Source organism: Pseudomonas fulva NBRC 16637 = DSM 17717, from assembly GCF_000730565.1.
Lineage (GTDB): Bacteria > Pseudomonadota > Gammaproteobacteria > Pseudomonadales > Pseudomonadaceae > Aquipseudomonas > Aquipseudomonas fulva.
Window position 1 is genome coordinate 90,804 of record NZ_BBIQ01000012.1, and the last position, 26,112, is coordinate 116,915.

Here is a 26,112-nt window from a genome sequence, read left to right on the forward strand (position 1 = left end):
CAAGGCCGCTTGCTGGCGGCCTCGACAGGGGTATGGACTCGAGCTGCAGGGCGTCATTGCCGCCTCAAGTCACTCGGAGGGCACGTATTCTACAACTTCCAGGTCGAATCCGGATATCGCATTGAACTTCATCGGCGAACTCATCAGGCGCATCTTGCGCACGCCGAGGTCACGCAGGATCTGCGAACCGGCACCCACGGTGCTGTAGGTGGTCGGGGTCTTGGCCGGTGCATCGCCTGCACTTTCGCGAATATGCGCAAGCAGCACATCGCCATCGAGCGGGTGCCCCAGCAGCAGCACCACACCGCTTCCGGCTTCGGCCACGGCGGCCATGGCGGCGCGCAGGCTCCAGCGACCCGGCTGCTTGACCAGCAGCAGGTCGCGCAGCGGGTCCATGTTGTGCACGCGCACCAGGGTGGGCTCTTCGGCGCAGATGGCGCCCAGGGTCAAGGCCATGTGCACGTCACCTTCAACCGCATCGCGGTAGGTGACCAGGTTGAACTCGCCCAGCTCGCTTTCCACCGACTGCTCGGAAACCCGCTGCACGGTGCGCTCGTGGATCATGCGGTAGTGAATGAGATCGGCGATGGTGCCGATCTTCAGGCCGTGCTCGGCAGCGAACACTTCCAGTTCGGCGCGGCGCGACATGGTGCCGTCGTCGTTCATCACCTCGCAGATCACGCCGCTGGGCTCGAACCCGGCCATGCGTGCCAGGTCGCAGGCTGCCTCGGTGTGCCCGGCGCGAGCCAGCGTACCGCCTGGCTGAGCCATGAGCGGGAAGATGTGCCCAGGGCTGACGATGTCTTCGGCCTTGGCGTCCTTGGCGGCAGCCGCTTGCACGGTGCGGGCACGGTCGGCGGCGGAAATGCCGGTGGTGACACCCTCGGCCGCCTCGATCGAAACGGTGAACTTGGTGCCGAAGCCTGAACCATTGCGCGGCGCCATCAGGGGCAGCTTGAGGGTTTCGCAACGTTCGCGGGTCATCGGCATGCAGATCAGGCCACGGGCGTGCTTGGCCATGAAGTTGATGTGCTCGGGCTGGCAGCATTCGGCTGCCATGATGATATCGCCTTCGTTCTCACGGTCTTCGTCATCCATCAGGATGACCATTTTGCCCTGGCGGATGTCTTCGACCAGTTCTTCGATGCTGTTGAGCGCCACGCGGCACCCCCTTCTCAATCAGGATTTCAAGAAGCCGTTGGCGGCCAGGAAACTTTCGGTGATGCCACTGCCCTTGCTCGGCTCGGCCGCCTTGTCGCCCAGCAGCAAGCGCTCCAGGTAACGGGCCAGCAGGTCGACCTCAAGGTTTACCCGACGCCCTGCGCGGTAGTCGGCCATGATGGTTTCGGACAGGGTGTGCGGGACGATGGTCAGCTCGAATTCGGCGCCATTGACCTCGTTGACCGTCAGGCTGGTGCCATCGACGGTAATCGAACCCTTGTGGGCGATGTACTTGGCCAGTTCTCGCGGCGCACGCACGCGAAACTGGATGGCGCGGGCGTTATCGCTGCGCGAGATGATTTCGCCGACACCGTCGACGTGACCGCTGACCAGGTGTCCCCCCAGGCGGGTGGTTGGCGTCAGCGCTTTTTCAAGGTTGACCTTGCTGCCACTTTTCAAGTCGACGAAAGCCGTGCGCTTGAGGGTCTCCACGCTCACATCGGCCCAGAAGCCGTTGCCAGGCAATTCCACCGCCGTCAGGCAAACGCCATTGACGGCGATGCTGTCGCCGAGCTTGACGTCACCCAGGTCAAGCTTGCCGGTGTCGACGTGCACGCGCACGTCGCCACCTTTGGGCGTCAGACTGCGGATAGTGCCGATGGATTCGATGATGCCGGTGAACATGGGTCTTCCTCAAAACGGTGTGCGCGGGGCAAGCCGCGCATTATACGCCGGGCGCAGGCAGCGGCACGGCTGTGACCCGCCAGTCATCGCCTACTGCGCGCATGTCGGTGATCTTCAGCCGCGGTGCCTCGCTCATGCGGTTCAGTGGCCAGTCCAGCAGCGGGCGTGCGCTTGAGCCAAGGAAGGTGCCTGCCATGAACAGCTGGTACTCGTCGACAAGGCTTTGCTGGGCGAAGGCCCCGACCAGGCCGGCGCCGGCTTCCAGCAGGATTTCGTTGACGCCACGGGCGGCCAGAGCTTGAAGCAGGGCACGCAGGTCCACATGGCCATTGTCGCCCGGCAGGCTGAGCAGTTCATGGCCGGCAGCGGCATAACGTGGGTCATCTGCGACGGCGGTCACCACCAGCGCGGGGCCGGCCTGGAAGAAGGGCGCCTGCAAGGGCAAGCGCAAACGGCCATCGACCAGCACCCGCAGCGGTGCCCGGCTCAGGGCAAGCGCGGTGGTTTCGGCGTCCAGGCCCAACTCGGCGCCACGCACCGTCATGCGGGCACCGTCAGCCAGTACGCTGCTTGCACTGGTCAGCACCACGCTGGAGCGCGCGCGCAGACGCTGCACGGCAGAACGCGCCGCAGGGCCGGTGATCCACTGGCTTTCGCCGCTGGCCATGGCGGTACGACCATCCAGGCTCATGGCCAGCTTGGCGCGCACGAACGGCAACCCCTGTTCCATGCGCTTGAGGAACCCGGGGTTGAGTGCCCGCGCCTGCTCTTCGAGCACCCCGCTGGCCACGTCGATACCGGCCTGGGCAAGTCGCTGCAGGCCCCGCCCAGCCACCTGGGGATTGGGGTCCTGCATGGCGGCCACTACGCGCGCCACACCGGCCTTGACCAAGGCTTCGGCACACGGCGGCGTACGGCCATGGTGGCTGCAGGGTTCGAGGGTGACATAGGCACAGCCGCCCCGCGCACGCTCGCCTGCCTGGGCAAGCGCATGCACCTCGGCATGGGGCTCCCCGGCGCGCACATGCCAGCCCTCGCCCACCACCTCGCCATCACGGACGATGACGCAACCCACACGCGGGTTGGGGTGGGTGGTGTAGAGCCCCTTGCGCGCCAACTCAAGGGCGCGGGCCATGTAATGGGCGTCAAGCACAGCTGCGGGGGTTTGCATGCTCACTCTTTGGCCGGCTCACGGGCCAGGCGGTCGATTTCTTCGCGGAATTCGTCAAGGTCCTGGAAGCGCCGATAAACCGAGGCGAAGCGGATGTAGGCGACTTCATCGAGTTTGCGCAACTCGCCCATCACCAGCTCGCCCACCACCAGCGACTTGACCTCGCGCTCGCCGGTGGCGCGCAGCCGACTCTTGATGTGGGCCAGGGCGGCCTCGAGGCGCTCGACACTGACAGGGCGTTTTTCCAGCGCACGCTGCATGCCGGCCCGCAACTTGTCTTCGTCGAAGGGCTGGCGAGTACCGTCCTGTTTGATCAGCCGGGGCAGTACCAGCTCGGCGGTCTCGAAGGTGGTGAAGCGCTCGCCGCAGGCGACGCATTCGCGACGGCGCCGCACTTGCTCGCCCTCGGCGACCAGGCGCGAGTCGATGACCTTGGTGTCGTTGGCACCGCAAAAGGGACAGTGCATGGTGGCAGGCAACAAAAAAAGGGAGGGCCATGGTAGCGCATCCCACTGGCAAGACAAGCCAAAGGGGTTAACATCCATGCAATTCTGCCCCTGAAGGACTACCCCATGCCACTTCGAGCGCTTGCCGTGCTGTGCTGCGCCGCCCTGCTCACCGCCTGCGGCAGTGACCAGCCCAAGACCGAACAACCGCCTGCTCCGGCGCCCGCCAAAGTGTCCAAAAAGGCCCAGCCGCTTGGCCCCTTGCCGGCCTATCAGCGCGAGCTGAGCGGCACGTTGCTGGGCATCCCCGCCGGCGCAGAGGTAGAACTTGCCCTGCTGGTGATCGATGACCGCGACAGGCCGCAACAGCTACTGGCCAGTAGCACCTTGCCGGGTACCGGCCAGGCCTTGCCCTACCAGCTGCGTTTCAACCCCGAGGCATTTCCGGCCGGCGCCAGGGTAGAGCTGCGTGGACGAGCCAGCCGCTCAGGCCAGTTGATCATGCACTTGCCGCCGCTGCGCATCACCCAGGCACAGACCCAGGCCACCGGCCCGCTGCAGTTCGAAAAGGCACCGTAAGTGGCGCCAGTGGCGTTGCAACAGGCCTTGAGCGGCCTGATTGGCGAGGCACGGCTGGTGATCAGCGACCTGCCTGACTGTGCGTTGAAATTATGGCTGATCGATGATCAGAACATGGACCGCGCTTTTAGCAGCGAAGAAACCCGGCGCATTCTCGAAGATCCGCCGTACTGGAGCTTCTGCTGGGCCAGTGGCCTGGCCATGGCGCGCTACCTGGCCGAGCACCGGGAGTGGGTAGCCGGCAAGCGGGTGCTCGATTTTGGCGCCGGTTCCGGTATCGCCGGCATCGCCGCTGCCCGTGCAGGTGCGCTGGAGGTCGTGGCCTGCGACCTTGATCCGCTGGCCTTGGACGCCTGCCGTGCCAACGCCGCCTTGAACCAGGTGGAACTGGGCTACAGCAGCGACTTTTTTGCCGAGGATGACCGTTTCGACCTGATCCTGGTGGCCGATGTACTCTACGACCGCGCCAACCTGCCGCTGCTCGATACCTTCCTCGACCGGGGCCGACAGGCACTGGTGGCCGACTCTCGCGTACGGGACTTCAGCCACCCGTTGTACCGACCACTTGGGGTGCTCGACGCCTTGACCCTGCCGGACTTGGCCGAGCCGCACGAATTCCGCCGGGTCAGCCTGTACCACGCCAGCCGCGAGCCTTTATAGTGGTGCCATTCACGGATTTGCGAGAGTCGCGATGACCCAGGACACCCCCTATATCTTCGATGCCACCGATGCCACCTTCCAGCAGCTGGTGATCGAGAATTCATTCCACAAGCCAGTGCTGGTCGATTTCTGGGCCGAATGGTGCGCGCCTTGCAAAGCGCTGATGCCGCTTCTGGCAAAAATTGCCGAGGAGTACCAGGGCGAACTGCTGCTGGCCAAGATCAACTGCGACGTCGAGCAACAGGTCGTGGCGCAATTCGGCATCCGCAGTCTGCCAACCGTGGTGCTGTTCAAGGATGGCCAGCCGGTCGACGGTTTTGCCGGTGCTCAGCCGGAATCGGCGATCCGCACCATGCTCGAGCCACATGTGCAACTGCCGGCGCCACCCACCGCCTCGCCGCTGGAACAGGCTCAGGCGCTGTTCGCCGAAAGCCGTTTTGGCGAAGCCGAAGCGGTGCTGCAGCAATTGCTTGCAGAAGACAATAGCAACGCCGAAGGCCTGATCCTGTACGCCCGCTGCCTGGCCGAGCGCGGTGAGCTGGGCGAGGCCCAGGTGGTGCTAGACGCGGTCAAGACCGAGGACCATAAGGCCGCCCTGGCCGGCGCCAAGGCGCAACTGACTTTCCTGCGCCAGGCCGCCAGCCTGCCGGAGGTTGCAGACCTGAAAAGCCGTCTGGCACAGAACCCACAAGATGACGAGGCCACGTACCAACTGTGCATCCAGCAGCTGGCACGCCAGCAGTACGAGCCCGCGCTTGAAAGCCTGCTCAAGTTGTTCCAGCGCAATCGCGGTTACGAAAATGGGCTACCGCACAAGGCATTGCTGCAGGTGTTCGAGTTGCTCGGCAGTGCCCATCCGCTGGTGGGTACGTATCGCCGTAAGCTGTTCGCTGCGATGTACTGACGCTTAGCAGGCGTGAAAGGCACGAGTGAGGCACGCCGCCTTGCTCATGCCCGCCGAGGGCTAAGAATGGCTGGAGGCTGATGAGGGCTACAGCTTGACGATGACTGCACAGCACCCGTTGCCTGGGCTGTTCATCCATGACCCGCGAGCCGGCCATAGGTACACCTGTCACGCCTTTGAAGGTCATCTACGCCTTTTCGTCGGTCTGCCATACATACACCGGCGTTTCGCCCTCACTGAACACCCGTACCTGCCCATGGTGCCGCAACCGCACCAGCAACCGCTTGGCTGCGCTAAAGTCCCCCGTGACGCCCTGCAGTTGCTCAAGCAGCTCTGGCCCCTCCATACGGCCAGCCGTGCGCAACAACTCGCAGGCTACCCGCCATGGCCCGTCATCCTTCGTCGCTGCGGGAGGCATCGCGGCAGCTGGCTGGGGTGTCGAAGCGGGGAGTTGTTCGGTTGGCCGCGCCAACTGCGCCCATTCCTGGGGATCAAGCTCAATGGTCAAGTCCACCGGCCACTCACCGATCGTTCCACGAATTCTCACTGTAGGTCCTCACTCAAGTCATTGTCGCCATGCTACCGCAACATGAAACCTGAGCCACGAGGCTGGCGGCCCGCCAAACAATCGTTATAACATAACCACTTCTATTGACCTGCTCCTGGAGTCATCCATGCGTCGTCTGCTGCTAGCCCTGCCCTTCGCCTGCTTGCCCCTGGCCATGATGGCCCATGCCCACGATGAACATGAGCATGATCACGGCCATGGCACGCTTGCCGCCCATGAGCATGGTGTGGCCAAGCTCAATGCCGTGCTCGACGGCAAAACCCTAGAGCTTGAGCTGGACAGCCCGGCGATGAACCTGGTCGGCTTCGAGCACATGGCCAGCAGCGATGCCGACAAGGCCAAGGTAGCCGCCGTGCGTCAGCAATTGGAACAGCCCCTGAAGTTGTTCGCCCTGACGGCGGCCGCTGGTTGCACGCCAGACCAGCAAGAACTGCAAAGCCCACTGTTCGGGGATGCGGCCAAGGCTGACGACGATGGCGACGAGCACGAGAAAGGCCACGTCCACAGCGACATCAACGCCCATTACCAATTCACCTGCGCAGCGCCCGAAAAGCTCACCCAGATCGACCTGTCGCCGCTGTTCAAGGCCTTCCCCGCCACGCAGAAAATCAATGTGCAATTGATCGGCCCGAACGGCCAGAAGGGAGTGGAAACCGCGCCAACCAAGGCCGTGGTCACACTCTGAATGAACCAGCCGCTGATCCACCTGCAAGGCGTGGAGTTCGCCTGGCCGGGGCAACCGCCGTTGCTGGATATCCCCGCCTTTGACCTGCAAGCCGGTGAAGCCGTGTTTCTCAAGGGCCCCAGCGGCAGTGGCAAGACCACCCTGCTGGGCTTGCTCGGCGGGGTCAACCGGCCAGCCCGTGGGCGAATCCAACTGCTTGGGCAGGACCTGGCCTTACTCGGCCAAGGTGCCCGTGACCGTTTCCGTGTGGACCACACCGGATACATCTTCCAGCAATTCAACCTGCTGCCGTTTCTCTCGGTACGGGAAAATGTCGAGCTGCCCTGTCGTTTCTCCCGCAGCCGCGCCCAGCGTGCCATCGAGCGCCACGGTAGCGTCGACCAGGCCGCCAGCGAATTGCTCGCCCATCTGGGCCTGGGCGATAGGCAGTTGCTGGCGCGGCGAGCCGACAGCCTGTCGATCGGCCAGCAGCAACGCGTCGCCGCCGCCCGCGCTTTGATCGGCCAGCCCGAGCTGGTGATCGCCGATGAGCCCACATCAGCGCTGGATGCCGATACCCGCGAAGCGTTCATCGCCTTGCTGTTCAACGAATGCCGCGCAGCAGGCTCAAGCTTGCTGTTCGTCAGTCATGACCAAAGCCTGGCCCCGCTGTTCGACCGTCACCTGTCCCTGGCCGAGCTCAATCGCGCCGCTAAACCCCGGGAGGCATGATGTACCTGCTTCGTCTTGCCTTGGCCAGCCTGGCCAACCGCCGCTTCACCGCCTTTCTCACCGCGTTCGCCATCGCCTTGTCGGTGTGCCTGCTGCTGGCCGTCGAGCGGGTGCGCACCGAAGCCCGCGCCAGCTTTGCCAGCACCATCAGTGGTACTGACCTGATTGTGGGGGCGCGTTCAGGCTCGGTGAACCTGTTGCTGTACTCGGTGTTTCGCATCGGCAATGCCACCAACAACATCCGCTGGGACAGCTACCAGCACTACGCCCAGGACCCACGGGTGAAGTGGGCGATCCCCATCTCCTTGGGCGACTCGCACCGCGGCTACCGGGTGATGGGCACCACCGGCGCCTATTTCGACCACTATCAGTACGGGCGCAAGCAGCACCTGACGTTGCGCCAGGGTCGGGAATTTGCCGACGATCCTTTCGAGGTGGTACTGGGTGCAGAGGTTGCCGATGCCTTGCACTACAAGCTGGGCGACAAACTGGTGCTGGCCCATGGCGTGGCGGCGATCAGCCTGGTCAAGCACGACGACAAACCCTTTACCGTGGTCGGTGTACTCAAGCGCACCGGCACGCCGGTTGACCGCACCTTGCACATCAGCCTGGCCGGCATGGAGGCCATCCATATCGACTGGCACAACGGCGTGCCGGCCCGAGGTGCGGGACGCATCAGTGCAGAACAGGCGCGTGGCATGGACCTGCAACCCGCTGCGATCACGGCGTTCATGTTGGGTTTGAACAACAAGATCGCCACCTTCAGCCTGCAGCGCGAAATCAATGAGTACCGGAACGAGCCGCTGTTGGCGATTTTGCCAGGGGTGGCGTTGCAGGAGTTGTGGAGCCTGATGGGCACTGCCGAACAGGCCCTGTTCGTGGTGTCGCTGTTCGTCGTGCTCACTGGCCTGATTGGCATGCTCACGGCGATTCTCACCAGCCTGAACGAGCGCCGCCGGGAAATGGCGATCCTGCGCTCGGTCGGTGCACGGCCATGGCACATCGCCGGGCTGCTGGTGCTTGAGGCCCTGGCACTGGCGACTGCCGGAATCGTTGCCGGGCTTGGCCTGCTGTACGCCGGTATCGCCCTGGCCCAGGGTTACGTGCAGGCCAACTATGGCTTGTACCTGCCACTGGCCTGGCCCAGCACGCATGAATGGTCGTTGCTGGCTATCATCCTTGGCGCAGCGCTGTTGATGGGCAGCGTTCCGGCATGGCGAGCCTATCGACAGTCGTTGGCAGATGGCTTGTCGATCCACCTTTGAGAGCCTGTGATGATGCGATTTCTCACCACCTGCTTCGTGGCTCGCGACGCGCTAGCAAGCGCATGGACTGGCCGTTTTGGCGCCGGCCTGTCAATCAGCAGCCCCGCCCGGCGCCTGCTGTGTTCGCTGCTCGTGATGCTCGCGGTGCCTGCGTGGGCATCGCAGCCCCGGGAGCTCGACTGGCCCGCCCTGATCCCCGAGGGCGCACCGGTCGTCGCACCGCAACTGGCACCCCTGCATGACATGTCGCAGCTCAGCGATGCGCTGTCTGCCGAGTCCGCCCCAGCCGCGCGCCAGCAGGCGCCCGCTGCACCGGTGGTGAACAGCCTCGATGGCCAGCAGATCAAGCTGCCGGGCTACATCGTGCCGCTGGAAGTCAATGAGCAAGGCCGCACCACCGAATTTCTGCTGGTGCCGTACTACGGCGCGTGCATCCATGTGCCCCCGCCCCCGTCGAACCAGATTGTGCACATCGTCAGTGAAATGGGCGTACGGGTAGAGGATCTGTACCAGCCCTATTGGATAGAGGGCACGATGCACGTCAAACCTTCGAGCAGCGAACTGGCTGAGGCGGGTTACCAGATGGAAGCCGAGAAGATCTACGCCTACGAACTCAGATGAGCCTTCCGAAGGCCGGTGCAGACGCTTCGTTGAGCTGGGTCAAACTTTCTGTTTAATCGCATCCGTACCATTGGACTACACGATTATCAACGTCCTTTGGGAGCTTCCATGAACAAGTCCTTGCTCGGTGCCTCACTCGTGGCCCTGGCACTCGCCGCCCCGGCTGCGCACGCGTATCAGCCTGGTGATTTCATCGTACGTGCAGGCGCCATCACCACTGCGCCCAACGAGAGCAGCAGCGACCTGAAGTTCGACGGCAACAAGGTGGCAGGCACCAAGGCGACCCTGGACAGCGATACCCAGCTGGGTCTGGCATTCGCCTACATGCTCACCGACCACGTTGGCCTGGAACTGCTGGCAGCCACGCCGTTCAAGCACACGGTAGGCGTGAAAGGGCTGGGCGGCGGGCTGGATGGCAAGCTGGCCGACATCAAGCAGCTGCCGCCGACCCTTTCGTTGCAGTACTACCCGATGGAGGCGTCGTCGAAGTTCCAACCTTATGCGGGCGTGGGCATCAACTACACCTTGTTCTTCGATGAAGACCTGAGCAGCAACCGCAAGCAGCAAGGGTTCAGCAATCTGAAACTGCAGGATTCGGTCGGGTTCGCCGGCCAGCTGGGCATGGATTACATGATCACCGACAACCTGCTGGTCAACGCCGCCGTCTGGTACGTGGACATCGACACCAAGGCCAGCGTGAACGGCCCGAGCGCCTTGGGTTATAGCAAGACCAAGGTCGACGTGGACGTTGACCCTTGGGTCTACATGGTCGGCCTGGGCTACAAGTTCTGATCGACCGCTGCAAAACGCACGGGGCGGCCAAGGCCGCCCCTTTTTCGTTACCGTCTTGCTGAACGCCCAATAGAGCGCCCCTCGATTGCTAACGGAGCTTGCCCAGCAACCGGGCCAGCCCCTCCGCCATCGAGGTGGCCCGCTGGAAGTCGAAACGAGCCAGCAACCGCCTGTTGTCCGCACGCGAATGGCGGATGTCGCCCGACCGCGGCGTGGTGTAGCTGACTGCTGGCAAGCTGCCCACCACCTGCTGGAGCGCAGCGAGCATCTGGTTCAGCGACGTGGCCTGGTTGAGACCGATGTTCACGGCCCCTTCCTCGACCTGCGCTTGTTCGAGCGCCTGGACCATGACCTGCACCAGGTCACCTACATACAGGAAATCCCGCGTCTGCTCGCCGTCACCGAACACGGTGATTGGCTGGCCTTGCACTGCACGCTCGCTGAAGATGCTGATGACGCCCGAATAAGGCGAGGAAGGATCCTGCCGCGGCCCGAAGATATTGAAGAACCGGAAGATTACAGGCTCAAGGCCATGCTGGCGTCGATAGAACTCCAGGTACTGCTCGCTGGCCAGCTTGTCCACGGCATACGGTGTCAGCGGCGCCTTGGGTGTGTCTTCGGCGATGGACTGGCCTTCACCGTTATTGCCGTAGACCGCTGCACTGGACGCGAACAACACGCGGCGCACCCCGTGAACACGCATGGCTTCGCACACGTTGAGCGTGCCGATGAAATTGCTCTGGTGCGTGCGCACCGGGTCGTCGACCGAAGCCTGCACCGAGGCCACCGCAGCCAGGTGCACCACGGCCTGGCAGCCCGCCGCAGCGCGCTGGACCAGCTCGGCGTCGGCAACGTCCCCCTCGACAAGCTCAAGCAGGGGGTGGTCCAGTTGCAGGTTGTCGCGCTTGCCCGTGGAGAGGTCGTCGACGATGCGCACGGCGTAGCCACGCGCCAGCAAGGCGTCACTCAGGTGGGAGCCGATGAAGCCGGCACCGCCGGTGATCAGGATGGGGGCATCAGCCATGGCGATAGAACCGGTCCAGAAGAGGCGGCAAGCCTGCACGCCAGGCACGGGGCTTGATACCGAAGGTATGAAGGATTTTCTTGCAGGCCAGCACGGCGTTCTGCGGCTCTTCGCTGGCATCCGGGCGCGCGGCATGAGCCTGCGGCGTTGGCGTCTGTACCGCGAGCTGACGATGCTGGCCGGCCTCGGCGAGAATCGCCTGGCCTAGCGCCACGGGGGTGGTCGCTTCGTTCCCGGCGTAGTGGTAGGTCCCCCACAGCGGCGAATTGCAGTCCAGCTGCTTGAGCACCGAGAGAATGACCCTGGCCGCATCGTCGACGGGTGTCGGGTTGCCACGGCGATCATCGGCCAGCAGCAATTCCTGGGGGAGCTCGGCGCGCGTCAGGAAACGGCCAAGCAGGCCATCGATGCTTTCGTCCAGCACCCAACCGAAGCGCAACAGCACATGTTGCGGGCAGGCCGCACGCACGCTTTGTTCGATACGCCAGAGGGCCTGCCCACGCAGGCCAAGCGGCAATGGCTCGTCCTTCTCGCTGTAGGCGGTGGCACGCGAGCCATCGAACACACGGTAGCTCGAGGGCTGGACCAGTGTGATCTGGTGGTGCTGGCACAACTCTGCCAACCGCTCCACCGCGCGCTCCTGAAGCGCCAGACGCTGCTCGCTGACCGACTCGGCCTGGAACCAGTCGAAGTAATACGCCAGGTTGACCACGGCGTCGGGGCGATGATCGTCGAGCAACTGGGTGAGGCTGGCAGGCGCCCAGCCCTCCTCTGGAGGGCGCGGCGCCATGAAAGCGATGTCCTCCTCGGCCCCAAGACGAATCAGCGCTTGCCCGAGGGCATTGCCACCACCCAACAGCATTAGGCGCATACGCATAGAGTCAGCAGATCCGGAGGTTGTAAGAGAAAGCAGCCATTTTGCGGTTTCCGGGCGGGGAAGTCCAACGTGGGGCCGTATGATCATTGCGGCGGAGAAGGTTGCGCCGTGGCCGACCTCATCCTCTACCACGCATGACGCGGCTCCCCCTACTCGACTTCAAACAACCCATTCCTGAGCGGGCCCACATCCAGCCGCTCGCGGATGTCTTCATCTATGCGTGGATCATCAGGCCGGTACAGTTTCACCTGGCGGTACGCGTTGATGCGATTGATCTCTTGCCCCAGGTACTCCCACACCACTCGGGTACAGGCAGGATTGCGCCGGTCCCCGCTGGACACGCCGGCCTTGAGGCCATTGAGGCGGGTGATACGGCTCTTGAAGCTTGGGATGAGAATGGTCTGGCTCATTTCGTTGAAGGTAAGCGATTCGTAGTCGATCAGGAACACCCGGTCCTGCAACTGGAAGGCAGCCCCCAGGTAACGACAGCGCACTTCGGCGTGCTGGTCTGTCGCGGTAGACCGCTCCTGACGCTCCTGGCGCTCGAACAGGAAGCGACCGCCCTCCTCCCACAGATGCACCAGCGACACCAGGACCGTACCCGGCACCGACATGCAGTTGGAGTACTCGAAGTAATACCCGCAGTAACGCGACAGGTTGCCCGCGTGATCATGCAGAGGCCGAAACAGCTCGCTGATCGGATCGCCGGTTTGCTCGACCGAAGACGGCACTCGCGCGCCGATCAAGCGTGAAAACTGATCGGCGGGCAGGTCGAGCTCGTATTCCTCCACCCCGAAGAAATCGCCAATGCGTTTGAGGTTGTAAGCCGTCGGGCGGCTTTGGCCGCTCAGGTATTTGTTGAACTGGGCGCGATTGATCGACAGTTGGCGGCAAACTTCGGAGATAGAGCGGTAGTGGCTGCAAGCCAGCTTGAGATTGGTAGCGAAATGCTCGCTCATGACAAAGGCCTACGTGACGCGAATGACGCCAGTTTAGCATCAAGTCGCATCAATTAAGACCAAACCGCGAAATTGTAACGACTCTTGTCATGGCCAACCATGCGCCCCAACGAATAGCGGTACGCCTGCCGGCCGCTGGTCTTTCCACACGAAGAATAAGAATCGAGGTCATTTTCCAATGCTCGAAGTACTCAACGATTTCCTCTCGGGGAAACTGCTCATCGTGCTGATCGTGGGGCTGGGTAGCTACTTCACCCTCCGTTCCCGGTTCGTCCAGTTCCGCCACTTCGTACACATGTTCGGTGTGTTCAAGGAATCGCTGCGTGGCCAGGCAGGCCAACTGAGTTCATTCCAGGCCCTGATGCTGAGCCTGGCCGGCCGCGTGGGCGCCGGTACCATTGCAGGTGTCGGCATCGCCGTGACGCTGGGCGGCCCAGGTGCCGTGTTCTGGATGTGGGTCACCGCGCTGGTGGGCATGTCGAGCAGCTTCTTCGAATGTACCCTGGCCCAGGTGTACAAGCGCGCCGACGGCGACGGCCTGTACCGTGGCGGCCCGGCCTACTACATTCAGCATGGCCTGAAGTACAAGGGCATGGCGATCGTCTTCTCGATTCTGCTGCTGGTCACCTATGGCTTCGCTTTCATCGGCCTGCAGTCGTACACCGTGACCCACTCGCTGCAAAACGCCTTCCACTTCGACCCGCGCCACACCGGCATCGTGCTGGCAGTGCTGTTGGCCATCACCTTCATTGGTGGCATCAAGCGCATCGCGGCGGTGTCCGACCTGCTCGTACCGATCAAGACCCTGGCCTACATCGGCGTGACCCTGTACGTGATCGGTACCCAGATCGAACACGTGCCGGCCATGCTCGAAACCATCTTCAAGAGCGCTTTCGGTCTTGACCCGGCGTTTGGCGGCCTGCTGGGCAGCGCCATCGTCATGGGCGTGAAGCGTGGCGTATTCGCCAACGAAGCCGGCCTTGGCAGCGCACCGAACGTGGCCGCCGTCGCAGCCGTGAAGCACCCAGGTGCCCAGGGTGTGGTACAGGCGTTCAGCGTGTTCCTCGATACGTTCGTGATCTGCACCTGCACCGCGCTGCTGATCCTGCTGTCGGGCTTCTACACCCCTGGCTTCGAGGGCGATGGCATTGTCCTGACCCAGAACTCGCTGGCTGCCGTGGTAGGCGACTGGGGCCGTATCTTCGTCAGCGTGGCCCTGTCGCTGTTCGTGTTCACCTGCATCCTCTACAACTACTACCTGGGTGAGAACAGCCTGCAGTTCCTCACCCGTAACCGGGCAGTATTGATGGGCTTCCGTGCCTTGGTGCTGGCGCTGGTCGTGTGGGGCTCCATGCAGGACCTGACCACCGTGTTCGCCTTCGCTGACATCACCATGACGTGCCTGGCCTTCGTCAACCTGATGGCCTTGGCCCTGCTGTTCAAGGTCGGCCTGCGTGTGATGCGCGACTACGATGACCAGCGCAAGGCTGGCATCAAGCAGCCTGTGTTCGATTCGGCCAAGTTCGCCGACCTGGACCTGGACCGCACTGCATGGCCTGCCAACCCGCAGGTGGAAACAGCCGCTGACAAAGCTGTCGGCCAGGCTCAGCCGCTGCGCTGATAGGCTGACATCGCCAGCCGCCCCAGCGAGGGTTGTGCCAGTCGGTTGAGTCACCAGGGGCCGCATTGCGGCCCCACTAGCCTTCCCTGCAAAGCGCGGCTCTTCTTTCCCGTTCATCGCTACGGACGCTTTCCATGCGCGCAGTAAAGAACCTCCTCGTGCTCTACACCGGTGGCACCATCGGCATGCTCGAAACGCCGGAAGGCCTGGCCCCATCCGGCGGCTTCGAGTCCCGCATGCGCGATCACTTCGCCATGATGGCAGACGCCCCCGAAGTCACCTGGACACTCCAGGAACTGGACCCACTGCTCGACAGTGCCAACATGCAGCAGCACAACTGGCTGGCGATGCGTGATGCGATCGTCGATGCCGTGCGTGTCCGTGGCCATGATGCGGTACTGGTGCTGCATGGCACCGACACCCTGGCCTACAGTGCAGCGGCACTGTCGTTCCTGTTGCTGGGGCTGCCGGTTCCCATCCTGCTGACCGGCTCGATGCTGCCGGCAGGGGCACCTGGCAGCGACGCCTGGGACAACCTGTGCGGCGCACTGCGCCAGTTCGATCATCCCCTCGAAGCGGGTGTGCAACTGTACTTCGCGGGCAAGCTGCTGCACGGTTGCCGCGCCTCGAAGCTGCGCAGCGAAGCGTTCGATGCCTTTGCGGCCTTGCCGCGCCATCGCCAGAGTGAGCACGTAGCCCCCTTGCCGGCGCACTTGGGTTACCAGCAGCCCCGTCAGCGCGTGAACCTTGCGGTAGTGCCGGTGTTCCCTGGCTTGCAGGCAGGTCATCTGGAAGCCTTGCTCGGCAGCGGCGTGCAGGGCTTGTTGCTGGAATGCTATGGCAGCGGCACTGGGCCGTCAGATGATCAGGCGCTGCTCGACACCTTGCGTGCTGCACGCCAGCGTGGCGTCATGTTGGTGGCCATTTCCCAGTGCCCGGAAGGCGACGTGGTGTTCGATACCTATGCCGCCGGTAGCCGCCTGCGGGCAGCAGGCCTGGTCAGCGGGGGCGGCATGACGCGGGAGGCGGCCCTTGGCAAGATGTTCGCGCTACTGGGTGCCGGGCTGGACGTGAAAGAGGCCGAGCACTGGTTTGCCCTGGACTTGTGCGGCGAACGCTAGAAGTGGCGGAAGGCAGCGGGAGTCGAACCTGCCCGGGAACGGATGCCGTCCCCAACCGGGTTTGAAGCCCGGCCGCGCCACCGGGCGCGATTGCCTTCCTTGAAATCGGTGCCTGGCCTGCTAGCGGGCCAGGGCACTGTCACTGCGAATGTACCGCTGATCGCCGACCCTGCGGGTCAGACCGATGCGGTCGAAATACTCTAGAATCTGCACACTGCGCTTGCGACCGATGCCCAACATATCGCGAAATGCAGCAACCTGCACTACCGGCGTGTCACCTATGTGATGCTGTAGCAGCTCTGCCATGCGGCGTAGGGTCGACTCTGGGTAGAACAGGTCCCGCACCACCTGATGCACCAACCCCAGTCGCGCCAGCTTGCGCAGCAGCAGGCGTACATCGGCCTCGGCGCATTTTTCCTCGCTCGCCAATGTCCTTACCCAAGGCGGATCGTAAGCGCCAGCCTGCAACCTTGGCTGCAGGCGCGCCCAGAGCGCCTCATCCGCGGCACTGAGCTGAACCTGATGATCAGGCAAATGCAGCCAGGGGCCGCTGCCGGCTACGGCGCCTTCGGCCAGCAACTGCTCGAGCAAACTGACGAACCCCGGCCTGTCCAGTGGCAACGCCGCGAAACGGCGCAGCCTGTCACGGTCCGGGCCCAATTGATCGGGCTCCTGCTCGTGAAAGGCCGCCAGCTGGGCCAGCACACGTTGCTTGAGCGCCTGCCACTGGCTTGCAGCGAACAACAACTGGCCTTGGCGGGTGGCGATCACGCGTACGTCGTCGGGTAACTGCCAGCTGTCACGCAGGCGATTGAACTGCCGCTCCAGGCGCTGTGGATCTAGCCCACCCGGTGCGCTGGCCAGCAAACCCGGCAAGGCCTGCTCAAGACCTGTACAGTCGCGCAGCACCTGCAACTGTTGCAGCCTTTCGACGCTGCGGCGTTGACGACTGGGGGCGAACGGGTCCAGGACCGTGCCGCCGCCCAGCGTGTACTGAGCGCGCTGATCGCGCAGCACCAGACGGTCGCCATGCACCGCTTGCAACGGCGCGTTGAGCAGCAACTGTGCGAACATGCGCTGCCCCGCCGCCAAGCTCTGCCCCTCGAGCAAAGCCACCCTGGCTGTCACGTCCTGAGTACCCAGGTGCACGTGCACTGCACTGAAGTGCTCTAAGGCACGGGCTTGGCCAGGCAGCAGGCTCAAGGTGATATCGATGCGTGTGCTAGGCGCGTGCAACCACTGCGGCACCAGCCAATCGCCGCGGCGTATCTGGTCCACCGCCAGGCGCTCGGCGACGATGTTGAGCGCCACACGCTGCCCTGCCTCAGCCACCAGCGCGGGCTGATTCTGAGCATGCAACCCGCGCACCCTCACCGGTTTGCCAGCCTTGCCCAGCAGCAACGTGTCGCCAGCAGTCACCCGCCCCGCAAGCGCCGTGCCGGTCACCACTACCCCCGCGCCCGTAACGGCGAACGCCCGGTCCACGGCAAGACGAAAGCCTCCGGCCACACTGCGACGGCGGGCATGGGGCGCTGCCGCCAGCAGGGCCTGGCGCAAGGCGTCGATGCCGGTACCAACGGTACTGGATACGGGAAAGTGCAGCGCATCGGCATACGGGCCAGGCGCCAGCAGTTGGCTGACTTGCTGCTTCACCGCTTCCACGCGTGCGGGCTCGACCCGGTCGCACTTGCTGATGGCCACCAGCGCCTGGGGAATGCCCAACAGTTCGATGATCGCCAGGTGCTCGCGGGTCTGCGGCATGACGCCATCGTCTGCCGCCACCACCAGCAATACCAGGTCGATGCCGTGGGCACCGGCCAGCATGTTGTGGACAAACCGCTCGTGGCCCGGCACGTCGATGAAGCCAGTCAGTGGCGCCTCCTCGGCCAGCGACGCGTAGCGATAACCCAGGTCGATGGTCATGCCGCGGGCCTGTTCCTCCTGACGCTGGTCCCCGGCTTGGCCGGTGAGCGCCTGCAGCAGCGCCGTCTTGCCGTGATCGATGTGCCCGGCGGTACCGACGATCACTGCAAGGCCCCCAACTGCAGGCTTGGCAGCTGCGCCAGCCATTGGGGTTCATCGTCCAGCTGGCGCAAGTCCAGCCACAACGCATCGTCGTCGATGCGCCCAAGCACAGGCACCGGTAATTCACGCAGCGCTCGCTCCAAAGCATGCAAGCTGCGCCCGCGCAGCCGCTTGGACACCTGTGGACGCAGGCACAAGGCGGCGCTGGGCAAGCGGGCGACAGGCTGGCTGCCGCTGCCGATCATGCCCAGCGTCGGCTCTACGCTGACGCGCCACTGCTCGCCCAGGCAGGCTTGCATCGCGGGCGCCACGCGCAGGGCCTGGGTGTGAATCTCCGCCTGGGCACGCGTGAGCAGGCGCAGGCTGGGCAGGCGCTCGGCCAGGCGATCAGGGTTGCGGTACAGCGCCAATACGGCCTCCAGGGCGGCCAAGGTGATCTTGTCCACGCGCAGGGCGCGCTTGAGCGGGTTCTTCTTGATCCTGGCGATCAAGTCCTTACGCCCGACGATGATCCCTGCCTGCGGACCGCCCAGCAGTTTGTCGCCACTGAAGGTGACAATGTCGGCGCCATCGCTCAGTGCCTGGCGCACCGTCGGTTCGGCGGGTAGCCCCCAGCGCGTGAGGTCCAGCAGGCTGCCACTGCCCAGGTCCTCGAGTAGCGGCAGGGTGTGCTGGCGGGCAATGCGGGCCAGCTCCGGGGTGGGTACCTGGGTGGTAAAGCCCTGGATGCTGTAATTACTGCAGTGCACGCGCATCAGCAACCCAGTGCGCGGGCTGATGGCCGCCTCGTAGTCGCGGGCGTGGGTGCGGTTGGTGGTGCCGATCTCGTGCAGCCTGACGCCGGCCCGGGCCATGATGTCGGGTATGCGGAAGGCGCCCCCGATCTCGATCAGCTCGCCACGGGAGATGATGCCTTCCTTGCGGGCGCCCAAGCTGTTGAGCGCCAGCAACACAGCGGCTGCATTGTTGTTCACCACGGTGACGGCCTCGGCGCCTGTCAGTTCGCGTATCAACCCTTCGATCAGGTCATCGCGATCACCGCGCTTGCCCGTGCTCAAGTCGAACTCGAGGTTCAGCGGGTAGCGCGCTGCGCACTCCATGGCCTCGATGGCTTCTTCGGGCAGCAAGGCGCGGCCCAGATTGGTGTGCAACACCGTGCCGGTGAGGTTGAACACGCGGCGAACCTGGCTGCGTTGCTGGACGTCGAGGCGTTCGCCGGCGCGGCCCAGCAGTACCTCCGGCGCCACCTCGGCAGCATTCAGCTGGCCATTGCGGACAAGGTCGCGCAGATCATTCAGCAAGTGGCGCAAGGTCGACAGAACAGCTTCACGGCCGTAACGCTCGATGAGCGCAAGACAGGCGGTGTGGCGCAGGAGTGTATCGATGGAAGGCAGGCGAGGCGTGACGCTGGCTAAGCTGGAGGGCATGCGGTACTACCTTGGACGGGTCCATTGTCTGCTGGCCTTGTGGCAGGCAAGCGACGGTAACGCAGGCATCCGCAGGTCCGGGAACCTTCGAAACCCGTGTCAAGGACGCTTGCCTGGGCAAGGCAACTCGGTCTCACAGTGTAGACAATCAACCGCTAGCCGGGCGAGACCATCAGGTTGGGTGCCAGACGATGGTACCCCTCCTCGTCCAGGCGCATGTCCAGGGCCAGGCTGGCCAAGTCGTCGGCCAACGCTTCGGCTGCTGCGTCGTTTTCCAGGTAGTGCTGCTTGAGGTAGCTGTTGCACCCTGGGCAACACTCGGCACGCAGCGGTGCCTTGCCGGGTCCGTGACGGTCATCGTCGAGCGCGCTGTAGCGCAGGTCTTTGCTGGAGTCGCAGTACACGCACTTGACCCGCACCACGTGCCACTCACAGGCGCACAACGAACAGGCAAGGTAACGCAAGCCGTTGTGCTTGCCACGGTTGCGTACCACGCCCGCCATGGCCGGCGAGCCGCATGCCGGGCATTGGGCAAGGCTGGCAGCGGGCTTGAGTTCGGTGCTTGGCAGCGCCAGCAACCAGCTTGACCAGGCCGCCTGCAAGGCTGCGCCCACGAACGGCACCAGTGCAGGGGGCACTGCATCGTACTGGCCGCTGAGCAGGGCAATTGCCCAACCTTTGCGCTGGGTATCGTCACTGATGCGCAGCCTGTGCAGTGCATCTTGCAGGGCCCCCTGGCCCGACTCATCGATATGATCGAGCAGCGCCTGCAACCACGCCAGCCATGCGCCTTCGCGCACAAGGCTGTCAGCAGCCAGGGGCGGCAGCCCGTGACTTATGCACAGACGCTGACGGTCCTCGGCAACAGGCAGCGCACTCGGCGGGTTATCCACAAGCTGCTGTTGGATGCGGCAAAGCCGCGCGATCAACAGCAGGTAGTCGCCCATGGCATGGCCCTGGGCCAAGCGCTCCAGGCGAGCCGCTCGCACGTCGAAGAGGTTGCCTGGTGGCAGGTGCAGAAACGGCGGCATGACGGCCGACGCTTCGATCTGCCCAGGTTCAAGTACGGTACTCAAGCGTTCATCCTTCTTTTCGTCGGTGCTCGGTCGGCGTTTTGTCACCGGTCACGTCGCGATACCACAGTTCATGGTGCTTGCGCGCCCAGGCCCGGCTGACCCAGCCATGCAGCATGGCGCCTACCGACCCCTTGATCCAGATGCCGGCGTAGATGTGCACGATGATGCTGAGCACCAGCACGAACGCCGCGAAGGCGTGTAGCAAGGTGGCCAGGCGTATGGCGCCGATGTCGAAGTAGTGACTGAAGTAAGCACGCCAGATCACCACGCCACTGACCATCAGGATCAGCATGCACACTAGCAGCGTCCAGAACAGCAGTTTCTGGCCGGCATTGTACTTGCCGATGGCAGGCACACCGTCCTCCTGGTTGCGCATGACCCGATCGATTCTGCGCAACCACAGGCGGTCGTTGGCGGTAATGAAGTTGGCACGCCAGAAACGCACCACTAGGCCCAGGAAGAAAACGAACATCGCCACACCCAGGAACGGGTGCAGGATGCGTGTCCATGGACCGCCGCCGAACAGATTGCTTAGCCAGAACAAGGCGGGATGAAACAGCGCCAGCCCCGACAGGCCCGCCAGAAAGAACAGGATCGCCACTACCCAGTGGTTGCTGCGCTCGTTGGCGGTGTAACGCAGGATAGGCTTGTTGTCGTTCATGGCCGCTGCTCCCCTTGCCCATCAGGCTTGTTCGGATCGAACACATGCACTGCCGGGTCGACTTGGTGCACGCTGGTGTCGGACGCTACAGGCTGCTCGTCCTCCTCGACACGTTGCGGCCCGACCCGTACGTAGTGGAAGAAGCCGGCCAGCACCGCCGCCCCCATGGCCAGCAAGGCCAGCGGCTTGGTGAAGCCCTTCCACAGCCCCACCAGCGGGCTGATCACCGGCTGGTCCGGGAGCCCGGCATACAGCTTAGGTGTGTCGGCATGGTGCAATACGTACATCACATGGGTGCCCCCTACCCCGTCGGGGTCATACAGCCCAGCGTTCTCGTAGCCTCGGGACTTGAGGTCGACGATGCGTTCATCGGCATGCACCTTCATCTCGTCCTTGCTGCCGAAAACGATGGCGCCGGTCGGGCAGGTTTTAACGCAAGCTGGCTCCAGCCCTACGCTGACACGGTCGGAACACAGCGTGCACTTGTAGGCCTTGTGATCCTTCTGGGAAATGCGCGGGATATTGAACGGGCAGCCGGTGATGCAGTAGCCGCAGCCTATGCAATGGTCCTGGTTGAAGTCGACGATGCCGTTGGCGTGCTTGATGATCGCACCTGGGCTTGGACACGCCTTCAGGCAACCGGGATCTGCGCAGTGCATGCAGCCATCCTTGCGGATGAGCCACTCCAGGTTGCCGTCGTCGCGCTCGTGCTCGGTGAAGCGCATCAATGTCCAGGTTTCGGCGCTCAGGTCCTGAGGGTTGTCGTAAGTCCCGTGGTTGTGCCCAACCTCGTCACGCAACTCGTTCCATTCCGAACACGCCACCTGGCAGGCCTTGCAGCCGATGCACTTGGTGGTGTCGATCAGCTTGGCCACCTGCTCCTGCTCGCGTACCGAAGGCGGCACTGTGGTGGTGGCCGACCGGGCGATGATGTCTTGGCTGGCCATCAGAGTTTCTCCACTTTGACGAGGAACGACTTGGACTCCGGTGTCTGGGTATTACCATCACCCAGGAACGGAACCAGGGTGTTGGTCAGGTACCCGTGCCGCGTGGACCCGGTGAAGCCCCAGTGCAGCGGGATGCCGATCTGATGCACCGTCTGGTTGTTGACCTGCAGCGGACGTATCCGCTTGGTCACTACCGCAACCGCATCGATATGCCCGCGCTTGCTCGATACACGCACCCTGTCGCCTGCCTTGATGCCTTTTTCATTGGCCAGGACTTCACCAATCTCGACGAACTGCTCAGGCTGGGCAATGGCGTTGAGCCGGCAATGCTTGCTCCAGAAGTGGAAATGCTCGGTCAGGCGATAGGTGGTGGCCGCGTAGGGGAATTCATCATGTGTGCCCAAGGTTTCCCACACCGAATCGAAGATGCGGCCTGCCGGGTTGCTGACGACCTTCTTGTTGTTCGGGTGCAGGGGGTTGATGCCAATCGGTGTTTCGAAAGGCTCGTAATGCTCGGGGAACGGCCCTTCGGCCATCTTGTCGATGGCGAAGAAACGCGCCACACCCTCGGGGTTCATGATGAATGGGTTCATGCCCGCTTCCGGCGGCGAATCGACCTTGAAATCAGGCACGTCGGTCCCGCCCCACGCCTTGCCGTTCCACCAGACCAGACGCTTCTTCTCCGGATCCCAAGGCTTGCCCTGCGGGTCGCTGGAAGCACGGTTATAGAGAATGCGTCGGTTGGCCGGCCACGCCCACGCCCAGTTCTGGACCTGATGCATGCCGTAGGGGTCGCTGTTGTCGCGGCGCGCCATCTGGTTGCCCTGCTCGGTCCAGCAGCCGGCGAAGATCCAGCAGCCCGAAGCCGTGCTGCCGTCATCCTTGAGCTGGCCGAAGCCCGACAGTTGCTGACCGGACTTGACGGTCGCACCGGTCGGGTCGGTGAAGTCCGTCACGGCCCAGCCGTTCATCTCCTTCGCCAGCTCCTCAGGTGACGGCTCTTCGGCGATCTTGTAGGGCCAGTGAATGTTCAGCAGAGGATCGGGGTAGGTACCCCCTTCCTTCTGGTAACGCTGACGCAAGCGCAGGAACAACTCGCTCATGATCTGCACGTCAGTGCGGGTTTCACCCGGGCCGTCGGCGCCTTTCCAGTGCCATTGCAGCCAGCGGCTGCTGTTGACCAGCGAGCCGTCCTCTTCAGCGAAGCAGGTGGTGGGCAGGCGGATCACCTCGGTCTGGATACCGGCCGTGTCCACATCGTTGAACGGCCCCACGTTGCGCCAGAACTCGGACGTCTCGGTGGCCAGCGGGTCCATGACTACCAACCACTTGAGCTTGGCCAGTGCCGCGGTCACGCGGTTCTTGTCAGGGAGGGCGGCAATCGGGTTGAAACCTTGGCACATGTAGCCGTTGACCTTGCCTTGGCTCATCATCTCGAACATGCGCAGCACGTCGTAGGCAGGCACGTCGAGCTTGGGCAGCCAATCGTAGCCCCAGTTGTTGTCGGCGGTGGCGTTGGGGCCGTACCAGGCCTTCATGAGGCTGACGTGGAACTTGCCGTAGTTCTGCCAGTAGGACAGCTGCCCCGGGCGCAGCGGCTTGGACGCACGCTTGTCGATGAACGCGGCGTAGTCCTGCTCGGCGTCGCCGGCAAGTGTCAGGTAACCCGGCAGCGAGTTGGACAGCAACCCCAGGTCGGTCAGGCCCTGAATGTTGGAGTGACCCCGCAAGGCATTCACGCCCCCACCTGGCATGCCCACGTTGCCCAACAACAGCTGCACCATCGCCGCGCTGCGGATGATCTGCGCGCCGATCGAATGTTGCGTCCACCCCAGCGCATACAGGATCGTCATGGTCTTGCCCGGCGCCGAGCAGGTGGCGATCTCTTCCCAAACCTTCATCATGGCGTCCTGCGGCATGCCACAGGTCATGCTCGCCAATTCTGGGGTGTAGCGGCTGTAGTGCTGCTTCATCAGCTGGAACACACAGCGTGGGTGCTGAAGTGTCGGGTCTACCTTGGCAAAACCGTCCTCGCCCAGCTCGTAACCCCAGCCCGACTTGTCGGCATAAATGCGCTTGCTCTCGTCATAGCCGCTGAACAGGCCATCCTCGAAGCCATAGGTGTCCTTGACGATGAAGGATACGTCGGTGTAATTGCGCACATATTCGTGCTGGATCTTGTCATTGCTCAGCAGGTAATTGATCAACCCGCCCATGAACGCGATGTCGGTACCGGTGCGGATGGGCGCGTAGTAATCGGCCACCGAAGCGGTACGGGTAAACCTTGGGTCGACCACGATCAGCCGCGCCTTGTTGTGCGCCTTGGCCTCGGTCACCCATTTGAAGCCGCACGGATGCGCTTCTGCTGCGTTGCCACCCATCACAAGGACCAGATTCGCGTTGGCGATATCGGACCAGTGGTTGGTCATGGCGCCACGGCCGTACGTCGGGGCAAGACTTGCCACCGTCGGGCCATGTCAGACACGTGCTTGGTTATCGAACCCCAGCATGCCTGTTGCGCGAACAACCTTGTGAGTCAGGTAGCCGGCCTCGCTGGAGGCGGCGGAAGCGGCAAGAAAACCGGTGGTGAGCCAGCGGTTGACCGTCTGCCCCTGGGCATTTTTCTCGATGAAGTTCGCGTCGCGATCTTCCTTCATCAAGGCGGCCACGCGATCGAGCGCTTCGTCCCAGCTGACGCGTACCCACTCGTTGCTACCCGGCTTGCGCACCTCGGGGTACTTGAGACGGCTTGGACTGTGGATGAAGTCGAGCAAACCTGCGCCTTTGGGGCAAAGGGTGCCGCGGTTCACCGGATGGTCGGCGTCACCTTCGATGTGGATGATGTTCTGCTTGACGTTCTTGCCTGCATCACCCTGGCTGTACAGGATCAAGCCGCAGCCGACCGAGCAGTAGGGGCAGGTGTTACGGGTTTCTTTGGTATGCGCCAGCTTGAAGTGGCGCACTTGCTCGGCGAACGCAGGCGTTGGGGCCATGCCCAGCGCCGCAAGGCTCGAGCCTCCAAGGCCGACGGCGGCGACCTTGAAGAATTGCCGACGGTTGAGATCCATCGTGCACTCCTGATCAGATTTGGACGCACGGAACATGGCCGGCGCCTCTTGGTAGTCACGGTGACGGCGGTTTGATGACCGCCAACAGGTAAGACTAGCAAGGAATCGAAAAGGTGCGATGACGTGGGTCAGGTAGGCTGAAGATAGATCATACATCTCAGCACGTGGCTGCTCGCCGACAAAGGCTATGACGCACAAGCGTTGCGTCAGTACTTCGACCGGTGCCGCATACAGCCCGTCATTCCGAAGCGCTCGATGAAGCGCAAGCCTAAGCCGGGTTTGCCCAGGTTGTTCGACCGGCGCAAATACCGACAACACCATGTCCATCGAGCGCATGTTCGGCTGGCTGAAAAAAGATCGCCCCCTTGGAACGGGTCTCGACAAGCTCGCAGAAGTCATGCCGTGATGGTCTCACTGACTTGCTCCATGCGGTGTTTACGTTGCCTTTCTCCGTACCCTACCTGGCGCTCAGATATTGAGACGGACAGTAGCCCCCGCAGTGGCCGCGTGGTCAGTTGAAAGATCATTGGGTAGTTATAGAAAAATTGTCATCTCCCAAGTAACTAAGTTTAACGTCGTCATTGACGTATGTGCCGTCCGGAGCAATGAACTTGTAACGTGACAGTAGAAACGCTTCCTGGCTGACCTCGCTGCTGGCGTGAAGTCGGGTACCAATTGCAAACAGGACGCCACCCACACTGAATATTGGCCCAGGGTACATCTGTATGTACTGCAGCAAGGTAGGGCCTGCCACTCTGTTGTACGTAATCGTTTCAGGGCCTAGAACGAGCGTACCGAAGCCCACCAAGGCGATGATGATACCTACCGCCATCACGAACGAGCCAGAATATTCAGCACCTCTATCGCGACCCTTGAGAAATGCCGCGTAGTCTTCGCTGAATCCCGAAACGTGATAGTCCCCAGTCGACGCCGTCAGTTTTATCTCCCGCTGTTCAGTTCCTGATTGCATGAGCCTCTCCTTGTTAAAGCTGAGATACTAAGCAATATTGGCACTGCATAGCCGGTGTCATGCAAACTTGGGAAAGACTCTACGGCAGA

At 63.1% G+C, this 26,112-nt stretch carries 25 protein-coding genes, 1 tRNA gene and 1 pseudogene; 11 read left to right on the forward strand and 16 right to left on the reverse strand.

The genetic code is table 11. From position 1 onward, the window contains the following. Positions 1 to 69: 69 nt before the first annotated feature. The 4 genes from ribBA to nrdR are packed head-to-tail and all read right to left on the reverse strand — an operon-like array spanning position 70 to position 3,483. Positions 70 to 1,161, reverse strand: coding sequence for a bifunctional 3,4-dihydroxy-2-butanone-4-phosphate synthase/GTP cyclohydrolase II (gene ribBA, locus PFU01S_RS13490; protein WP_027915129.1), 1,092 nt, complete (start codon positions 1,159 to 1,161; stop codon positions 70 to 72). Positions 1,162 to 1,179: 18 nt separating this feature from the next. Next, on the reverse strand, positions 1,180 to 1,845 hold the full coding sequence (locus tag PFU01S_RS13495) for a riboflavin synthase (RefSeq protein WP_023534964.1): 666 nt from the start codon (positions 1,843 to 1,845) through the stop codon (positions 1,180 to 1,182). 40 nt (positions 1,846 to 1,885) lie between these two features. After that, positions 1,886 to 3,016, reverse strand: a complete 1,131-nt coding sequence (gene ribD, locus PFU01S_RS13500) for a bifunctional diaminohydroxyphosphoribosylaminopyrimidine deaminase/5-amino-6-(5-phosphoribosylamino)uracil reductase RibD (RefSeq protein WP_028687666.1) — start codon at positions 3,014 to 3,016, stop codon at positions 1,886 to 1,888. A 2-nt stretch (positions 3,017 to 3,018) separates the two neighbouring features. Then, a complete protein-coding gene (gene nrdR / locus PFU01S_RS13505) occupies positions 3,019 to 3,483 on the reverse strand; it encodes a transcriptional regulator NrdR (protein ID WP_027915127.1) in 465 nt (154 codons plus the stop codon). A 105-nt stretch (positions 3,484 to 3,588) separates the two neighbouring features. Between nrdR and PFU01S_RS13510 the strand changes: the two genes are divergently transcribed. Genes PFU01S_RS13510 through trxA form a run of 3 tightly spaced genes read left to right on the forward strand, consistent with a single transcriptional unit; the run spans position 3,589 to position 5,605 of the window. Then, positions 3,589 to 4,041 (forward strand): YbaY family lipoprotein, encoded by a 453-nt coding sequence (locus tag PFU01S_RS13510; RefSeq protein WP_028687667.1) that lies wholly within the window; start codon positions 3,589 to 3,591, stop codon positions 4,039 to 4,041. Beyond that, positions 4,042 to 4,701, forward strand: a complete 660-nt coding sequence (locus PFU01S_RS13515; RefSeq protein WP_027915125.1) for a class I SAM-dependent methyltransferase — start codon at positions 4,042 to 4,044, stop codon at positions 4,699 to 4,701. 31 nt (positions 4,702 to 4,732) lie between these two features. Then, on the forward strand, positions 4,733 to 5,605 hold the full coding sequence (trxA, locus tag PFU01S_RS13520) for a thioredoxin (protein WP_027915124.1): 873 nt from the start codon (positions 4,733 to 4,735) through the stop codon (positions 5,603 to 5,605). 187 nt (positions 5,606 to 5,792) lie between these two features. Here the strand turns inward: trxA and PFU01S_RS13525 are convergent, their stop codons facing one another. Then, positions 5,793 to 6,152 carry a hypothetical protein gene (locus tag PFU01S_RS13525; protein ID WP_028687668.1) on the reverse strand — a complete coding sequence of 120 codons (360 nt, stop codon included), beginning with the start codon at positions 6,150 to 6,152 and terminating at the stop codon, positions 5,793 to 5,795. 127 nt (positions 6,153 to 6,279) lie between these two features. Here PFU01S_RS13525 and PFU01S_RS13530 point away from each other — a divergent pair, with 127 nt between their 5' ends. From PFU01S_RS13530 to PFU01S_RS13550, 5 genes are all read left to right on the forward strand, one after another. Further along, positions 6,280 to 6,858, forward strand: coding sequence for a DUF2796 domain-containing protein (locus PFU01S_RS13530; RefSeq protein WP_027915122.1), 579 nt, complete (start codon positions 6,280 to 6,282; stop codon positions 6,856 to 6,858). After that, positions 6,859 to 7,569, forward strand: a complete 711-nt coding sequence (locus PFU01S_RS13535; RefSeq protein ID WP_028687669.1) for an ABC transporter ATP-binding protein — start codon at positions 6,859 to 6,861, stop codon at positions 7,567 to 7,569. Next, complete coding sequence (locus tag PFU01S_RS13540) at positions 7,569 to 8,834, forward strand: ABC transporter permease (RefSeq protein ID WP_027915120.1); 1,266 nt, start codon at positions 7,569 to 7,571, stop codon at positions 8,832 to 8,834. The genes PFU01S_RS13535 and PFU01S_RS13540 overlap by 1 nt, the downstream gene beginning before the upstream one ends. Positions 8,835 to 8,969: 135 nt before the next feature. After that, positions 8,970 to 9,455, forward strand: coding sequence for a DUF3299 domain-containing protein (locus PFU01S_RS13545; RefSeq protein ID WP_033737060.1), 486 nt, complete (start codon positions 8,970 to 8,972; stop codon positions 9,453 to 9,455). Between the two features lie 108 nt (positions 9,456 to 9,563). Further along, positions 9,564 to 10,247 (forward strand): OmpW/AlkL family protein, encoded by a 684-nt coding sequence (locus PFU01S_RS13550; RefSeq protein WP_023534960.1) that lies wholly within the window; start codon positions 9,564 to 9,566, stop codon positions 10,245 to 10,247. An 88-nt stretch (positions 10,248 to 10,335) separates the two neighbouring features. Here the strand turns inward: PFU01S_RS13550 and PFU01S_RS13555 are convergent, their stop codons facing one another. The 3 genes from PFU01S_RS13555 to PFU01S_RS13565 all read right to left on the reverse strand — a co-directional run bounded on the left by PFU01S_RS13555 (position 10,336) and on the right by PFU01S_RS13565 (position 13,107). Continuing rightward, a complete protein-coding gene (locus tag PFU01S_RS13555; protein ID WP_028687671.1) occupies positions 10,336 to 11,271 on the reverse strand; it encodes an NAD-dependent epimerase/dehydratase family protein in 936 nt (311 codons plus the stop codon). Beyond that, positions 11,264 to 12,148 carry a sugar nucleotide-binding protein gene (locus PFU01S_RS13560; protein ID WP_033695074.1) on the reverse strand — a complete coding sequence of 295 codons (885 nt, stop codon included), beginning with the start codon at positions 12,146 to 12,148 and terminating at the stop codon, positions 11,264 to 11,266. The genes PFU01S_RS13555 and PFU01S_RS13560 overlap by 8 nt, the downstream gene beginning before the upstream one ends. 149 nt (positions 12,149 to 12,297) lie before the next feature. Continuing rightward, entirely contained in the window at positions 12,298 to 13,107 is an 810-nt protein-coding gene (locus PFU01S_RS13565; RefSeq protein ID WP_028687672.1) for a helix-turn-helix domain-containing protein, read from the reverse strand. A gap of 178 nt (positions 13,108 to 13,285) precedes the next feature. Between PFU01S_RS13565 and PFU01S_RS13570 the strand changes: the two genes are divergently transcribed. Together PFU01S_RS13570 and PFU01S_RS13575 are read left to right on the forward strand one after the other, a co-directional pair. Then, positions 13,286 to 14,728, forward strand: a complete 1,443-nt coding sequence (locus tag PFU01S_RS13570; RefSeq protein ID WP_028687673.1) for an alanine/glycine:cation symporter family protein — start codon at positions 13,286 to 13,288, stop codon at positions 14,726 to 14,728. A 134-nt stretch (positions 14,729 to 14,862) separates the two neighbouring features. Continuing rightward, positions 14,863 to 15,849, forward strand: coding sequence for an asparaginase (locus PFU01S_RS13575; protein WP_028687674.1), 987 nt, complete (start codon positions 14,863 to 14,865; stop codon positions 15,847 to 15,849). A 3-nt stretch (positions 15,850 to 15,852) separates the two neighbouring features. On the opposite strand, the gene PFU01S_RS13580 is transcribed toward PFU01S_RS13575, so the two are convergent. From PFU01S_RS13580 to fdnG, 7 genes are all read right to left on the reverse strand, one after another. Beyond that, a tRNA-Sec gene (locus tag PFU01S_RS13580) sits at positions 15,853 to 15,948 on the reverse strand. Positions 15,949 to 15,969: 21 nt separating this feature from the next. After that, positions 15,970 to 17,877: a selenocysteine-specific translation elongation factor gene (gene selB / locus PFU01S_RS13585; protein WP_027915113.1), complete on the reverse strand. Its 1,908-nt coding sequence runs from the start codon at positions 17,875 to 17,877 to the stop codon at positions 15,970 to 15,972. Next, positions 17,874 to 19,301 carry an L-seryl-tRNA(Sec) selenium transferase gene (selA, locus tag PFU01S_RS13590; protein WP_028687675.1) on the reverse strand — a complete coding sequence of 476 codons (1,428 nt, stop codon included), beginning with the start codon at positions 19,299 to 19,301 and terminating at the stop codon, positions 17,874 to 17,876. The genes selB and selA overlap by 4 nt, the downstream gene beginning before the upstream one ends. Positions 19,302 to 19,456: 155 nt before the next feature. Beyond that, the gene (gene fdhE, locus PFU01S_RS13595; RefSeq protein ID WP_028687676.1) at positions 19,457 to 20,377 is read right to left on the reverse strand and encodes a formate dehydrogenase accessory protein FdhE; all 921 of its coding nucleotides are present in this window, start codon (positions 20,375 to 20,377) and stop codon (positions 19,457 to 19,459) included. A 4-nt stretch (positions 20,378 to 20,381) separates the two neighbouring features. Then, positions 20,382 to 21,038 (reverse strand): formate dehydrogenase subunit gamma, encoded by a 657-nt coding sequence (locus tag PFU01S_RS13600; protein WP_027915110.1) that lies wholly within the window; start codon positions 21,036 to 21,038, stop codon positions 20,382 to 20,384. Then, entirely contained in the window at positions 21,035 to 21,985 is a 951-nt protein-coding gene (gene fdxH, locus PFU01S_RS13605) for a formate dehydrogenase subunit beta (RefSeq protein ID WP_028687677.1), read from the reverse strand. Before fdxH ends, PFU01S_RS13600 begins: the two co-directional genes overlap by 4 nt. Further along, a complete protein-coding gene (gene fdnG / locus PFU01S_RS13610) occupies positions 21,985 to 25,053 on the reverse strand; it encodes a formate dehydrogenase-N subunit alpha (RefSeq protein WP_140174981.1) in 3,069 nt (1,022 codons plus the stop codon). Before fdnG ends, fdxH begins: the two co-directional genes overlap by 1 nt. Positions 25,054 to 25,218: 165 nt before the next feature. Between fdnG and PFU01S_RS21800 the strand changes: the two are divergent. Then, positions 25,219 to 25,572 (forward strand): annotated as a pseudogene (locus tag PFU01S_RS21800) (transposase); the annotation flags it as partial. A gap of 4 nt (positions 25,573 to 25,576) precedes the next feature. Here the strand turns inward: PFU01S_RS21800 and PFU01S_RS13620 are convergent. Then, a complete protein-coding gene (locus PFU01S_RS13620) occupies positions 25,577 to 26,023 on the reverse strand; it encodes a hypothetical protein (protein WP_050438003.1) in 447 nt (148 codons plus the stop codon). Positions 26,024 to 26,112 lie beyond the last annotated feature (89 nt).

What these genes read in the sequence shown, in the direction of transcription:
- PFU01S_RS13535 (WP_028687669.1), top strand. Translation starts at nt 6,859, where the DNA reads ATGAACCAGCCGCTGATCCACCTGCAAGGCGTGGAGTTCGCCTGGCCG.
- PFU01S_RS13570 (WP_028687673.1), top strand. Translation starts at nt 13,286, where the DNA reads ATGCTCGAAGTACTCAACGATTTCCTCTCGGGGAAACTGCTCATCGTG.
- PFU01S_RS13530 (WP_027915122.1), top strand. Translation starts at nt 6,280, where the DNA reads ATGCGTCGTCTGCTGCTAGCCCTGCCCTTCGCCTGCTTGCCCCTGGCC.
- PFU01S_RS13560 (WP_033695074.1), bottom strand. Translation starts at nt 12,148, where the DNA reads ATGCGTATGCGCCTAATGCTGTTGGGTGGTGGCAATGCCCTCGGGCAA.
- PFU01S_RS13540 (WP_027915120.1), top strand. Translation starts at nt 7,569, where the DNA reads ATGTACCTGCTTCGTCTTGCCTTGGCCAGCCTGGCCAACCGCCGCTTC.
- PFU01S_RS13550 (WP_023534960.1), top strand. Translation starts at nt 9,564, where the DNA reads ATGAACAAGTCCTTGCTCGGTGCCTCACTCGTGGCCCTGGCACTCGCC.
- PFU01S_RS13555 (WP_028687671.1), bottom strand. Translation starts at nt 11,271, where the DNA reads ATGGCTGATGCCCCCATCCTGATCACCGGCGGTGCCGGCTTCATCGGC.
- PFU01S_RS13600 (WP_027915110.1), bottom strand. Translation starts at nt 21,038, where the DNA reads ATGAACGACAACAAGCCTATCCTGCGTTACACCGCCAACGAGCGCAGC.
- PFU01S_RS13495 (WP_023534964.1), bottom strand. Translation starts at nt 1,845, where the DNA reads ATGTTCACCGGCATCATCGAATCCATCGGCACTATCCGCAGTCTGACG.
- selA (WP_028687675.1), bottom strand. Translation starts at nt 19,301, where the DNA reads ATGCCCTCCAGCTTAGCCAGCGTCACGCCTCGCCTGCCTTCCATCGAT.
- PFU01S_RS13575 (WP_028687674.1), top strand. Translation starts at nt 14,863, where the DNA reads ATGCGCGCAGTAAAGAACCTCCTCGTGCTCTACACCGGTGGCACCATC.
- PFU01S_RS13510 (WP_028687667.1), top strand. Translation starts at nt 3,589, where the DNA reads ATGCCACTTCGAGCGCTTGCCGTGCTGTGCTGCGCCGCCCTGCTCACC.
- nrdR (WP_027915127.1), bottom strand. Translation starts at nt 3,483, where the DNA reads ATGCACTGTCCCTTTTGCGGTGCCAACGACACCAAGGTCATCGACTCG.
- PFU01S_RS13620 (WP_050438003.1), bottom strand. Translation starts at nt 26,023, where the DNA reads ATGCAATCAGGAACTGAACAGCGGGAGATAAAACTGACGGCGTCGACT.
- ribD (WP_028687666.1), bottom strand. Translation starts at nt 3,016, where the DNA reads ATGCAAACCCCCGCAGCTGTGCTTGACGCCCATTACATGGCCCGCGCC.
- PFU01S_RS13565 (WP_028687672.1), bottom strand. Translation starts at nt 13,107, where the DNA reads ATGAGCGAGCATTTCGCTACCAATCTCAAGCTGGCTTGCAGCCACTAC.
- trxA (WP_027915124.1), top strand. Translation starts at nt 4,733, where the DNA reads ATGACCCAGGACACCCCCTATATCTTCGATGCCACCGATGCCACCTTC.
- PFU01S_RS13545 (WP_033737060.1), top strand. Translation starts at nt 8,970, where the DNA reads ATGCTCGCGGTGCCTGCGTGGGCATCGCAGCCCCGGGAGCTCGACTGG.
- fdxH (WP_028687677.1), bottom strand. Translation starts at nt 21,985, where the DNA reads ATGGCCAGCCAAGACATCATCGCCCGGTCGGCCACCACCACAGTGCCG.